The 13,242-nt window shown below is 67.6% G+C and carries 10 protein-coding genes; 8 read left to right on the top strand and 2 right to left on the bottom strand.

What is annotated here, in order from left to right; translation table 11 throughout:
- The first annotated feature begins 18 nt into the window (after window positions 1-18).
- The 5 genes from tssK to tssA are packed head-to-tail and all read left to right on the top strand — an operon-like array spanning window position 19 to window position 8,204.
- Window positions 19-1,344: a type VI secretion system baseplate subunit TssK gene (gene tssK, locus KVP70_RS28820; RefSeq protein WP_217945828.1), complete on the top strand. Its 1,326-nt coding sequence runs from the start codon at window positions 19-21 to the stop codon at window positions 1,342-1,344.
- 10 nt (window positions 1,345-1,354) lie between these two features.
- Window positions 1,355-2,134 carry a DotU family type IV/VI secretion system protein gene (locus tag KVP70_RS28815; protein ID WP_217945851.1) on the top strand — a complete coding sequence of 260 codons (780 nt, stop codon included), beginning with the start codon at window positions 1,355-1,357 and terminating at the stop codon, window positions 2,132-2,134.
- Between the two features lie 37 nt (window positions 2,135-2,171).
- Window positions 2,172-6,317: a type VI secretion system protein gene (locus tag KVP70_RS28810; protein WP_229225161.1), complete on the top strand. Its 4,146-nt coding sequence runs from the start codon at window positions 2,172-2,174 to the stop codon at window positions 6,315-6,317.
- 24 nt (window positions 6,318-6,341) lie between these two features.
- Window positions 6,342-6,977 carry a formyltransferase family protein gene (locus KVP70_RS28805; RefSeq protein ID WP_217945826.1) on the top strand — a complete coding sequence of 212 codons (636 nt, stop codon included), beginning with the start codon at window positions 6,342-6,344 and terminating at the stop codon, window positions 6,975-6,977.
- Between the two features lie 12 nt (window positions 6,978-6,989).
- On the top strand, window positions 6,990-8,204 hold the full coding sequence (gene tssA, locus KVP70_RS28800; RefSeq protein WP_217945825.1) for a type VI secretion system protein TssA: 1,215 nt from the start codon (window positions 6,990-6,992) through the stop codon (window positions 8,202-8,204).
- Between the two features lie 4 nt (window positions 8,205-8,208).
- On the opposite strand, the gene KVP70_RS34695 is transcribed toward tssA, so the two are convergent.
- Window positions 8,209-8,334: a hypothetical protein gene (locus KVP70_RS34695; RefSeq protein ID WP_020705285.1), complete on the bottom strand. Its 126-nt coding sequence runs from the start codon at window positions 8,332-8,334 to the stop codon at window positions 8,209-8,211.
- A 127-nt stretch (window positions 8,335-8,461) separates the two neighbouring features.
- Window positions 8,462-8,914, bottom strand: a complete 453-nt coding sequence (locus tag KVP70_RS28795; protein ID WP_217945824.1) for a hypothetical protein — start codon at window positions 8,912-8,914, stop codon at window positions 8,462-8,464.
- Window positions 8,915-9,167: 253 nt separating this feature from the next.
- Here KVP70_RS28795 and KVP70_RS28790 point away from each other — a divergent pair, with 253 nt between their 5' ends.
- From KVP70_RS28790 to KVP70_RS28780, 3 genes are all read left to right on the top strand, one after another.
- Window positions 9,168-9,794 carry a pyridoxamine 5'-phosphate oxidase family protein gene (locus KVP70_RS28790; protein WP_217945850.1) on the top strand — a complete coding sequence of 209 codons (627 nt, stop codon included), beginning with the start codon at window positions 9,168-9,170 and terminating at the stop codon, window positions 9,792-9,794.
- Between the two features lie 127 nt (window positions 9,795-9,921).
- Complete coding sequence (locus KVP70_RS28785; protein WP_217945823.1) at window positions 9,922-11,433, top strand: mechanosensitive ion channel family protein; 1,512 nt, start codon at window positions 9,922-9,924, stop codon at window positions 11,431-11,433.
- 224 nt (window positions 11,434-11,657) lie between these two features.
- Window positions 11,658-13,232 (top strand): ShlB/FhaC/HecB family hemolysin secretion/activation protein, encoded by a 1,575-nt coding sequence (locus KVP70_RS28780; protein ID WP_217945822.1) that lies wholly within the window; start codon window positions 11,658-11,660, stop codon window positions 13,230-13,232.
- Window positions 13,233-13,242 lie beyond the last annotated feature (10 nt).

Here is a 13,242-nt window from a genome sequence, read left to right as displayed (position 1 = left end):
GCTTATGGAAGCCGCTCAATGACCGACCCTCAACTTTCACATCGCATCCAGTGGCACGAAGGCATGATGCTGACGCCACAGCACTTTCAGCAGGAGGGCGCGCGCATCGACGCGCTGCTGGCCTGGCAGTCGCTGGCGACCAATCCCTACGGCTGGGGCGTGCGCGAGCTGGTCATCGACGAGGCGCTGCTGACCACCGGCCTGCTGCGCATCCAGCGGCTGCAGGCGATCCTGCCCAACGGCATGGCCGTGACCTACGACAGCGCGCTGGCGCAAGGCTTGCCGCTGGAGCTGGACCTGGCGCCGTGGGCCGAGGCGATGGCGCAGCAGGACTTGTCTGTGTACCTGGTGGTGGGCAACACGCGCTCGCTGCGCCAGCCCGGCCAGCCGGCCATGTTCCGCGGCGTCGAGAGCCCGACCGTGGAGGACGAGGTGTCGCAGGCGCTGCCGGCCGACGTGCCGCGCATGGCGGTCAACCTGGCGCTGGCGGCCGGGCCGGTGCCGTCGGCCGCCTACACCGCGCTGCGGCTGCTGACGCTCAACAAGGGCAACGAGATCGTGCGGCGCGGCGCCTATCTGCCGGCCATGCTGGACCTGCCGGCCGCCTGCAGCGTGCTGCAGCGGGCGCAGCTGCTGGCCACGCAGATGCGCAACAAGGCGGTGTTCCTGGCGCGCCAGACCGCGCAGCCGTCCTCGCGCACCGAGGACCGCATCAATATGCTGGAACAGAAGGCGCGCCTGGCCAGCCTGATCCTGAACCTGCCGCTGCTCGAGGCGCTGCTGCGCAACGCCATCGTCCATCCGCTGTCGCTGTACCTGGCGCTGTGCGCGCAGCTGGGCCCGCTGGCGACCTTGCGTCCCGGCGCCGTGCCCATCATGCCGCCGGCCTACGACCACGCCGACTGCGGTCCGGCCTTCGACACCGTGCTGAGCGCGCTGAGCGACCTGGTGGGCGAGGTCAGCCAGGAATGGAAGACCTGCGTGTTCAACTTCGACGGCCAGGCGTTCGCGCTGGCGATGCAGGCCGACTGGCTAGTCACGCGGCTGGTGGTCGGCCTGCGCGGCCAGCCCGAGCGCGAGGCCACGCAATGGATGGCCGGCGCGGTGGTGGGCTCGCAGACGGTGTGGACCTCGCTGACCGACCGCCGGGTGCTGGGCGCGGCGCGCAGCCGGATCGACGCCGCGCCCGAGCTGGGCCTGCGCGCCAGCGCCGGCTACACCCTGTTCAGCGTGGAGGTGTCGGACGAATTCATCGTGGCCGACCAGGCGCTATTGATCAGCAACGCCAATGAAAGCCTGCAGGCGCAGCGCCCGCAGGAAGTGGTGTTGTTCATAAAGGGATGAGGCCGTGAGCATGCTATTTAACAGTGCAAGCAAGGCCAGCAATGGCAACAGCGCGGCGCCGGCCTGGAGCGGCGGCGCCGGCGAGGGCGTGGACCTGGCCTCGGTGCAGTTCCGCGACTTTTACGACGTGCTGTCGCGCTCGGCGCAGGCGGCCACGCGGGTGGGCGAGGGCGAGGCCAAGGCGGCCGCCGAGGCGCTCAGCCGCCAGCTGTGCCAGCTGATCGAACTGCAGTCGCTGGAGGCGCGCCGCATCGTCGGCAAGGCCGGCATGGAGGCCGAGGCCCAGGGCCGCTTCCTGAAGGCGGCGCTGGCCGACGAGGTGCTGCTCAACACCGAATGGGCCGGGCGCAACCACTGGCGCCATGTGCTGATCGAGACCACGCTGTTCAAGTCCAGCTTTGCCGGCGAGCGCGTGTTCGACGACCTCGACCAGATGCTGCGCGAGCGCGAGGCGGCGCGCCGCAACGTCGGCCGGCTCTACCTGTATTTGCTGTCGCTGGGCTTCCAGGGCCGGTATCGCGGCCAGAAGCAGGACAAGATCGCCGAGTACCGGCGCGAGCTGTTCCAGTTTGTCTACCTGCGCCCGGCCGACCTGCAGGGGCGCGACCGCACGCTGTCCGAGCAGGCGTATGCCAGCACGCTGTCGCACCTGGCGGCGCGGCGCCTGCCCAAGTTCAATCGCAGCGGCCTGATGTTCGTGCTGGCGCTGCTGATTTTGCTGGGACTGTCTGAATTGCTGTGGTTGTGGCAATCGTGGCCGATGCGCGCCGCGCTGTCGGCAACCGCCTGACCTAACCTTACGGGATGAGCGCACAGTGTTGAACTTCTTGTCTGATAACACGGCCATAGCCACCTTGCTGGTGCTGACGCTGCTCGTCATGCTGCTGTTCGCCATCGTCATCTGGGCGGCGATGAAGGGCGCGGAAAAAGCCGACCAGCCGGCCGTGCAGAAACCGCGCCAGATCAGCACCGATTCGCTCAAGCAATCGTTCCGCGTGGCCGTCGAGCTGATCGAAAACAATATCGCGGCCCGCTCGGAGCGCTACAGCCTGGCCTGGACCTTGGTGCTCAACGAGGGCGCCGCCGGGCGCGAACTGCCGCTGCTGCAATCGGGCCTGCAAAGCGCGCTCAGCGCGGACAGCACGCTGACCGCCGGCGCCCACGGCATCAGCTGGAACTTCTTCGACCAGGGCGTGGCGGTGCAGCTGCATTCGGACGCGCTGGGCATGCCGGACGCCGACGCCGCCGACGCCAGCGCCATGGCCAACACCACCTGGGACGATTTTCTGGGCCTGTGCCGCAACTACCGGCCGGAGCGGCCCTTCGATTCCATCGTGGTGGCGCTGCCGGCCAGCGCCTTGCTCGACATCGAGGGCGCCGGCCAGCTGGACCTGGCCGCGCGCGCCAAGGCCATCCACCGCCGCCTGTGGCTGGCGCAGAACCGGCTGGCGCTGCGCTTCCCGATCTACCTGGCGATCACCGATTGCGAAACCATCCCCGGCTTCGCCCGCTTCGCGGCGGCGCTGCCGGAGCCGCTGCGCCGTTCCATGCTGGGCTGGTCCTCGCCGCACGAGCTGGTCGCGCCGTTCCAGGCGCAGTGGATCGACACCGCGATGAACGAGGTCGGCCGCACACTGTCCGACAGCTGCGCCGAGCTGTGCGCGCTGGAGCCGTCGGACTCGGACAGCAGCGCCTACTTCCTGCTGCCCAACCAGGTCGAGCGCCTGCGCGCCGGCCTGAAGATGTTTGCCGAAGAACTGATGCGGCCCAGCGCCTACCACGAGCCGTTCCTGCTGCGCGGCATCTACCTGAGCGGCGATTGCAGCGACGAGGCCGCGCTGCTGGGCGAGAGCCAGGCGGCGGCCGACAACGACGGCTTCATGGCGGTCGAGCCGGCCGCGGCGCCGGCCGCCGCCACCGCCGCCTTGCCCGGCTGGGCCGCGCCGTCGCTGGCGGCGGACGCGCCCGCGTACCGGGCGGGCCGGGACAGCGCGGTGCCGGCCTTCCTGCGCGATATTTTCGAGCGCAAGATCTTCGCCGAGGCCGGGCTGGTGCGCTCCTCGTCGCAGCACCGCATGCGCCGTCCGGCGATGAACCGGGTGGCGCGCTGGGGCGCCGTGGCGCTGCCGGTGGTGTGGGTGCTGGGGCTGGTGTTTTCCACGGTGCGCCTGCATGTGCTGGGCGCCGACGTCGAGAGCCATCTGAAGACGCTGAGCCACGACAGCAAGATCAGCCAGGCGGAGAAGAGCCAGCATGTGCTCGATCCGCTGCAGAGCCAGCAGCGCGCGACGGAGGCGCTGACCAATATCGAGCGGCTCGCCAATGCCCGCCTGTGGTCGCCGTTCATGCCCGGCTCGTGGCCGTGGTTCGATGAATTGCAGGACCAGGTGCTGCTGCGCATGGAGAAGGGTTTTGCCGAGAACGCTTTCGACCCGCTGCGGCGCGCGGCCTACGCGCGCGTCGGAAAATTGACCGGCAAACCGATCGAGGCGCGCTCGGGCACCCTGATCGCCGGCGGCCTGTGCGCGGCGCCGCTGGGCATGAAACAGGCCGGGGCGGCGGCGGCCGGCGGGCTGAACCTGGAGAGCACGATGGAGTACGGATCGCTGAGCGATTACGTCGACGCCGTCGGCACGCTCGACCAGACGCTGCAGGCGATGATGCGGCTCAAGGGGCCGGACGAGGTGGCGGTGTCCGGCGACGATCTGGAGCTGGTGGTGCGGGATCTGCTGAACCACCAGATGCACGGCAACCTGGCGCGCACCGCCGCGCTGTTCCGCAAGGTGGCCAGGGACGAGCCGACGCTGGTCATCAAGCCGATGCAGGAAGCCTCGGTCTGTTCGTTCCGGCTGGCGGTCCATGCCTTGTCCAACCATGTGTTCCAGAACAATGGTTTGCTGCTGGCCGAACTGGCCATCAACAAAAGCCTGGGCGAACTGTACCAGGGCGACCAGAACGCCGGGGCCAACCTGGCGCCCTGGCAGGCGCTGTCGGCCGCGCTGCGTCAGCAGGAGCTCTACATGTCGACCGGCTCGGGCGCCTGGATGCGGCGCGAGAAGCTCGACCTCGGACCGGTCTGGACCGACCTGCTGCGGCGGGTGGAGGACACCGTCTTGCTGGGCAAGGCGGCCGCCGACGAGGCGCGCGCCGAGACCGAGGACGGCTTCCGCAAGTTCAGCGCGCGCTGGGACGCGCCAATGGCCGACGACAGCCACGCGCTGGGCCTGAGCCAGGGCCTGGAGTGGTCGGACGCCAAGGCCACGTGGAGCTTCGCGCCCGACCGCCGGGCGCTGCTGGACGCGCTCAACGGTCTGCTGTCGCAGCCGTTCATGAAGTCGACCCACGCCGGCCGCCTGCCGGAGGTGCCGGCCGGCGCCACCGTCAGCTGGGACGCCACGCGGCTGGACCAGGTGCTGGCGCTGGCGGACGCGCGCAAGCGGGTGCAGACCGAGATCCTGCCGAAGTTCCCGGCCATGCTGCAGGGCCCGGCCGCGCGCCTGGCCGACAGCGCGCTGGCCGACACCGCGCGCGACCTCCTGGCCCAGGCCTACATCGTCTCGGCGCGCGAGCTGCCGGCCCCGATCAACGAGGCCGATCACGCGAAGGCGCTGCGGGTGCGCGCCTGGCTGCAGGAGAACGGCGGCGCCCAGGTGGCCGAGCAGCTGTCGGCGGTGCTGACCCAGGATGCGCTGAGCCGCCTGCAGCAGCTGGACGACACCCTGACCCGCGCCGACCTGTTCATGCCGCGCGACCGCGCCTTCCGCGCCTGGAACGGCGCCAAGGGGCCGCTGGTGGACGGCTACGGCGCGGAGGACACGGGCGGGCTGCACGCCTACGTGGGGCAGCAGATCGCCTTCATCGAAGCGGCCGGCAAGAGCGCCGAGGCGCTGCTGCTGCAACTGGGCGGCGCCGGCGCCGACCAGCCGGCGGTGCTGCGCTGGAAGGCCACGGTGGCCGACCTGGGCCGCTACAAGCTGAAGAGCCCGAGCAGCAGCCTGACCATGCTGGAGCAGTTCATCCTGTCCGGCGCGGCCGACCTGAGCATCGACAACTGTCTCGACAAGCTGTCGGCGCGCGCGGCCCAGCGCCGCGCCGGCGACCTGTTCGCCGAGCGCATGCAGGTGTTGCAGACCGGGCTGTACACGCGCTGCCGCGACCTGACCCAGACCCGCTACCAGGACACCTGGACCCGCTTCGCCGACGCCTTCAACGCCAACCTGGCCAGCCGCGCGCCGTTCCGCGCGCTGACGGCCGACGCCGGCGGCAAGGCCGGGCCGGGCGAGCGGATGCCGGCCGATGTCGAGGAGGTGGGCGTGGTGCTCAAGCTGTTCGACCAGACCCATGTGCTGGCGCTGGCCTCGGACCGCGACGCCACACGGCCGTCGCCGGCCAGCACGGTGCGCAAGGTCGATGACCAGATGCAGAAGGTGCGCGAATTCCTGGCGCCGCTGTACCCGGCCGAGGAGGGCCAGGCCGCCGGCCTGGACGTGATGGTGGAGTTCCGCGCCAACCCGGCCCTCGAGAGCGAAGGCAACAAGATCATCGACTGGTCGCTGGCCATCGGCGGCCAGAGCGTGCACCAGCGCGACGCCCCGCGGGCGCTGCGCTGGGAGCCGGGGCTGCCGGTGGTGCTGACCCTGCGGCTGGCGCAGGACGGCCCGGTGCTGCCCAAGCCCGAGGCGGGCCATCCCGGCATGGCGGTCGACGAGCGCACCGTCAGCTACCGCTTCGACGATCCGTGGGCGCTGTTCAGCCTGGTGTCGGCCTACCGCGAGGCCGAGGCGGCGCCGGTGTCGGGCGCGCGCGCGCAGCTGCTCAAGTTTGAATTCCCGCTGAGCGCGGTCGGCGACGGCCGCATCGCCACCCGCGACAGCCGCGCCAAGGTGTATGTGCGGCTGAGCGTGAGCGCGGCCGGCAAGCGCGCGCCGCTGGTGTGGCCGCCGGTGTTCCCGGCCAAGGCGCCGGCGTGGTAGGCCGGATTTTATTGAGGCGATGCCATGTCCACCTTGCCACCCCTCGTGCGCGTTGCCGTGTTCGGCAGCTTCCACCGCGGCTTCCATGTGCTGAGCGAACTGCTCAAGGGGCCGCTGGCGCAGCGGGTGCGGGTGGTCGGCGTGGCCACCGACGATGTGGGCTCGGACCATGTCAGCCGTGGACGGCGGGTCTGGTCCTATCCGCACACGCCGGCCGAGGAGGTGATGGTGGAGCGGCTGGCGCTGTCGCACGGCATCGTGCCGTACAAGGGCCGCGTCAAGACGGACGAATTCTGCCGGCTGTTCCAGGACCAGTGGCAGCCGGACCTGTGCATCGCCGCCACCTTCGGCCAGCGCATCGACGCCCGCCTGTTCCAATGGCCCAGGCTGGGCTTCTACAACCTGCATCCCTGCATCGACGACGGCTGGCCCTCGCACTACGCCGGCCCCAATCCCTTCCAGGCCTTGCTGGACAACGGCTCCGACCACGTGCTGATCGCCATGCATGAGGTCGACGACGGCTTCGATACCGGCCGGCTGCTGGCGCTGTCGGAAAAGATCTACGTGCCCACCGGCGCCACGGTGGTGGACTTGCACAAGCTGACCTCGCCGCTGGCCGCCAAGTTTTTTGCGCACCAGCTCGGCAAGATGCTACCGTAGGCGGAAGCGCGCATGGCGACCATCAAAGACAATCTGCTCAACCTGGTCGACAAGGCGCGCCACTTGATTTCCGATGAGCGAACACCCAGTCCCGAGACCCCGAGCGCCCCTATGAACGCACCCAGCCTGCCGATACCGCTCTCCCTGATGAGCATGGAACACCAGCAGGAGCTGGAACAGTTGCTCAAGCCGATAGCCGGCGACCAGCCCAGCGGCCCGGCGCTGCGCTACGATCCGATCTTCACCGAGATCCGGCTGGCGCGCGAGGAGGACGACCCCAGCCTGCCGATGGGCCAATGGGAGCGGCCGCTGAAGAAGGCGGACTGGCCGCTGATCGAGGCGCGCTGCAAGCGCATGCTGGGCGGCCGCTCCAAGGATTTGCAGATCGCCGCCTGGCTGCTGGAGGCGTGGACCCGGCAGTACGGCAGCGACGGCCTGTATCGCGGCCTGAGCCTGGTGGACCGGCTGCTGCGCCAGTTCTGGGACAGCCTGCATCCGGCCATCCAGGACGGCGACGCCGACGCCCGCATCGCGCCGCTGGAGTGGCTCAACGAATCGCTGTCGGCGACGGTGCGGGTGCACGTGCCCATCCTGAAAATCAACGGCCGCAAGCCGCCGGCGCAGAGCCTGTCCGACTGGGAGCGCATGACGGCGCGCGAGCTGGGCGGCCATGCCGGCGAGAGCCACGCCAACGCCGACGGCGAGCTGCCGCTGACCCGCATCGAAGTGATCGCTTACGCCCATCAGCGGCTCGGGCGCGAGCTGGCCAACCGCCAGCAAGTGGTGCACCGCTGCCTGAACTGCCTGGAAACCATGTTGGCGTTTGTCGACCTGCAGCTGGGCGCGCAGGCGCCGAATCTGTCTAAACTGAAGGGAACGCTGGTGGCGCTGGAGCGCGTGCTGCAGCAACTGGTCCCCGAGCAAAAGGAAGAAGAAATGACGACGCCGGAACAGCCGCAGGGCGGCGAGCAAGGGAATGACCCGGCAACGGTCCCGGCGCTGCCGCCGGTGGCCCTGTCAGGCTGGAAGAACCGTGACGAGGCCTACGCCGCGCTGGGCGCGATCGCCGATTATCTGAGCCTGGTGGAGCCGCACAGTCCGACGCCGTACTTGTTGCGGCGCGCCGTCAACTGGGGCCGCATGCCGCTGCCCGAGCTGATGGCCGAGATTATCCGGGAAGAGGGGGACCTGAACCGCCTGGTCAATATGCTGGGCTTGCGCGAGTGAGGACTTAGCGCAGCTGGTAGAGCGAGATGGTTTGGTCTTGCAAGGCGTTTTCCGAGCACAACACATAGGTCGATGCGCAGGCCAAACTGAGTAACAACGCGCCGAAGGCGATATGGAGATAGCGTGCCATGACAAGCTCCCAGCAGGGGTTGGACTTCCAGTGAGTCCAGAATACCCCGGGAGTTGCATGACGGGCATCAGCCGAATGTCCGACATTTTGTAGGACTACTGCCCGACTCTGTCTTTATGCTAACGTTTTACTTGGTCTTCCAGACGATGATGGCATCGGCCGGCGCGGTGTCGAGCGCGTTCGACACTTGCAGCCAGTGTTGCAACTGTTCCGGATGCTTGAGCTGGATGCCGGAGCCGTCGATGTAGCCGATCTGCTCGACCATCTTCGGGTCCATCTTGGCCTTGGACACGGTCGGCGCGCCGGCCACCATGCGGTCGTAGGCTTTGCGGGCCTTGTTTTCCCACTTGTGCAGGCTGCTCTCGTCGAAGCGGTTGGCTTCGAAGTAGACGGTCAGCGAACCGTCGGCGTTGCCGTAGCCGACGATGCCGGCGCCTTTGCGGATGGTGGTGGAGCTGCTGACGTCAAACAGCGCGGTCGGCACGAACACCGCGGCGCGGCCGTTGACGTCGGGACAACCGACTGGCGTGTCCTTGCTGTAGGTACTGACTTCGTGCAGGGGTGTTCTCTCTTGGGACATGGCTGGGCTTAATCTGGAAAAGGGGAGGCGTTGCATGCGGATGCACAGAGGTTCATTGTAGCGTCAATCTAGTTCCATTAGGCAACTGCCCCAACAAAATTTTGTAACGCGCAACGGGGGAACGGAAAAAATCAGGCGCGCGTGCCGGACCTGCATGCCATTTTTGACACGTGGTGTCGGGTACAATCGACGGCAATCGGCCACTGCCAAGTCAGCGTTCCGGGTTTTTATCATGAGGAGGTAGACCAACGTGATCCAGCTTGACCCTAATTATGCCGTCTCGGATATCGATACGCTTGAGAGACTTTATGGTGCGCCTGCTGCCGCATCGGTTAAGAAGGAAGTCTCCTACGTGCATCCACAGTATCGGAAATTTATCGAGGCTGCGCCCTTTGTACTGCTCGCAACAACTGGATCGGAGGCAATGGATCTGTCGCCGCGAGGCGACTCGGCCGGATTCGTCCGCGTTCACGATGCGAACACCTTGCTGCTGCCGGACCGGCGCGGAAACAACCGGGTAGATAGCTTGCGCAATATTCTCCATGACCCGCGCGTTGCTCTCCTGTTCCTGATACCTGGGATTGGAGAAACAGTTCGGGTTGTGGGCAAAGCATCGATCCACCTCGACCCAGACTTGCTTGCGGCGTTTTGTGTCGATGGCAAGCCCCCCCGGTCCGTGTTGGTGATAAAGGTTGAAGCTGTTTTCTTCCAGTGCTCCCGTGCCGTGCTGCGGTCGAGCCTTTGGGATCATTCCAGGCATATCGCCCGCGATGCCCTGCCGAGTCTGGGGAAGATACTTGCGGAGGTCAGTGATGGGGCAATTGATGGCCTGAAATACGATGCCGACTTGCCCGAACGCCTAAAAACCACCATGTACTGATGATTTTGGAAAGCAGGAGTTTTGTTGCTCGCTAAAAAGGTTTAAATCGTTTAGCTGGTTATCACGTTGCGCATGGGTGGGGATCAGTTCACAATACATGCAAGGTAGCAACGAATGGGGAGCCGGGATGCTGACGATAGATGGCCCGTGGATCAATCCCTGGCACGCCGGCCTGGTCGCCGCCGTCCTCCTCTGCAGCGTGACGCAGCTGCTGCTGACCCGCTCCGATCCGGACAGCCCGCACATGTTCCGCCACCACCTGCTGTTCGGCGGCTTGTGCCTGATCCTCAGCCTCTCCAGCAAACTGATGATCGACCTGGCGCAGCGCCAGGCCGCCAGCCTGCTGGAGAGCGCCGCCATGCTCGGCTTCGGCCTGCTGCTGATACGCATCCTGGGCCTGACCGCGTTCCGCGTGTTGCTGCCGGCGCTGCGCATGCACCCGCCGCGCATCATGGAAGACATCCTGCTGGTGATCACCTACATCGTCTGGACCCTGGTCTGGCTGCGCCTGGCCGGCCTGGACCTGAGCGGCCTGGTGACGACCTCGGCGGTGATCACCGGCGTGGTGGCGTTTTCGATGCAGGAAACGCTGGGCAATATCCTCGGCGGCCTCGCGCTGCAGCTGGACAATTCGGTGCGCATCGGCGACTGGATCAGGCTCGACGATGTGCGCGGCCAGGTGGTCGAAGTGCACTGGCGGCACACGGCGCTGCGCACCAATAACGGCAATCTGATCGTCATCCCCAACAGCGTGCTGATGAAGTCCAAGGTCGATGTGTACAGCCGCGCCGGCAAGCCGGAATTGCGCCGCTGGGTGCATTTCTGGGTCGAGGACGGCGTGCCGCCGCGCGAGGTCATCAACACCGTCGAGACGGCGCTGCGCCAGACCCACATCGAGCACATCTCGCCGCTCAAGGCGCCCGAATGCATCGTCACCGATTACCGCGACGGCAACATCCACTACGCGGTGCGCTATTGGCTCAGCAATCCGGCCCACGACGACGGCACCGATTCGGCCGTGCGGGTGCACTTCTACAGCGCGCTGCAGCGGCAAAACCTGTCGCTGGCCCATCCGTGCATGGACATCCGCCTGAACCGTGAATCGGAGCGCGCCGCCAAGCTGCGCCAACTGGCCGAGATCGCCGTGCGCAAGGCCGCGCTGGCCAAGGTCAAGCTGTTTGCCGGCCTGACCGACGAAGAACTGGGCGGGCTGGCCCAGTCGCTGCGCAACACCCCCTTCGTCAAGGACGACATCGTGACCCGTCAGGGCGCCGTGGCCCATTGGCTCTACCTGCTGGCCAGCGGCGAGGCCGAGGTCTGGTACGAGGCCGAGGGCCAGCCGCGCCGCCATTGCGCCACGCTGGCCGCCGGCGATGTGTTCGGCGAAATCGGCCTGTTGACCGGGGCGCCGCGCGGCGCCACCGTGGTCGCCAAGACCGACGCGCTGTGCTACCGCCTCGACAAGGAAAACTTCGAAAACATCCTGCACGCCCGCCCCGAACTGGCCGATGAGTTTGCCGCCATCCTGTGCGAACGCAATCTGGTGCTCGATGCGCTGCGCACCGACGCCGGCCCGGCCGCGCAAGTCCAGCAAGCCAACTACCTGTCGAGCATACGGCGTTTTTTCGGCCTGAAATGAGCACGGCAGGCGCTGCTTGCAGCGCACAAGGCTCGCGACTGTGATGCTTAAGCGACAAAAGATCGCGCCAGTCCTCACCTGCCCGATGATTAGTGCTACCCTGCGATATAGTTATCGAAATGAAACTTAATTTCTTTAAGTTAATGCCAATATTGTCGTCGCGATAGTCTTTCCGAATGATTGTTTGAAGCAATGCGCCGCTGCGCCGGCGCTTGGGAGAACACATGAAGAAGTGCATGACAGCCGGCTTGCTGCCGCTGATGGTGTGGTTGACCGCGTCGGCCGCCGCAGCCGATGCTGCGCCGTTCGAGATCAGCGGCTTCCGCTTCGAGGGCGCCAGCCTGCTGGGCCCCGAGCGCCTGCAGGCGCTGGTGGCGCCGTTCGCCGGCAAGCAGCGCGGCATGGACGATGTGGGGCGGGCCGTGGCGGCCGTCAAGGCGGCCTATGTCGCGGCAGGCTATCCCATCGTCCAGGTGTACGCGCCCGAGCAAACCCTCGGCGCCGGCACCGTGGTGCTGCGCGTGAGCGAGGGCCGGCTGGCCAGGGTCGAGGTCCAGGGCAACAAGGTCTACAGCGTGGCCAATGTGCGCGCCGCGCTGCCGCCGCTGCGCGAGGGCGAGCCGCCCAACACCGACGCCATCGTCGCGGCGGTGCTGCTGGCCAATGACAATCCGGCCCGCCAGCTGGCGGTCAACTTCTCGGCCGGCGCCAGCCCCGCCGAGGTCGACGCGCGCATCGACGTGGCCGAGGACCGCGTCGGCAAGTTCACCGTGTCGCTCGACAATGCCGGCGCGGCCACCACCGGGCGCGAACGGATCGGCCTGGGCTACCAGCACGCCAACCTGTTCGGGCGCGACCACGTGCTCAGCGTGCAGCTGATGACCAGCGTGCAGCAGCCCGACAAGGCCGCCAGCGTGACGGCCGGCTACCGCATCCCGTTCTACCGGCAGGGCCTGTCGCTGGACCTGGTGGCGGCCTATTCCGACAGCAAGAGCAACGCGGTGTCGCCGGCCGGACCGCTGTTCTTTTCGGGCAAGGGCGTGTACGCCGGCGCGCGGCTGAACCAGGCGCTGGCGAGCCGCGGCGAGTACCGCCACAAGCTGGTCTACGGCGTCGACTACAAGGACTTCAACAACAACTGCAGCATCGCCGGCATCGAGCTGGCCGCCTGCGGCACCATCACCGACGTGCCGCTCAGCGTCAGCTACCTGGGCCAGCAGGCCACGCCGGGCTACCAGGCCGGCGGCAGCCTCGGCTACTTCCACAACCTGCCGGGCGGACGCCACGGCCAGCAGGAACGCTACGGTACCCATCCGCGCAGCTGGCAGGCCTGGCGCGCCAGCGCCTACTTCGCCCAGCCGCTGGGCCAGTGGCAGTGGCGCGCGACCGTCAACGCCCAGTACAGCGGCGAGGCGCTGATTCCGAGCGAGCAGTTCGGCGTGGGCGGCGCGGCCTCGGTGCGCGGCTACGACGAGCGCACCGCCGCCGGCGACCGCGGCGCCTCGGCCAACCTGGAGCTGTACACGCCGGAGCTGGCGCCCAGGCTGCACCTGAGCGAGCGCCACGCGCTGCGCGCGCTGCTGTTCTATGACGCCGGCTGGGTGCGCAACAGCGACGCCGCGCCGATCGCCAGCGGCCATCTGGCCAGTGTCGGCGTCGGCCTGCGCTACAGCTTCGACAAGGACGTCAGCCTGCGCTGCGACGCCGGCGCGGCCCAGGTGGCGACGGCGCCGGGCGCCAACGCCCCGCGCCAGACCAACACCGGCTTCGTCCACGTGGCCTTCCAGTACTCGTTCTAAGCGACACACT

Origin of the sequence: Duganella violaceipulchra (genome assembly GCF_019166075.1) — a bacterium.
GTDB classification, from domain to species: domain Bacteria; phylum Pseudomonadota; class Gammaproteobacteria; order Burkholderiales; family Burkholderiaceae_D; genus Rugamonas; species Rugamonas violaceipulchra.
Note: the sequence above shows the minus strand (reverse complement) of the source record. Positions and strands in the feature narration are given on the sequence as shown.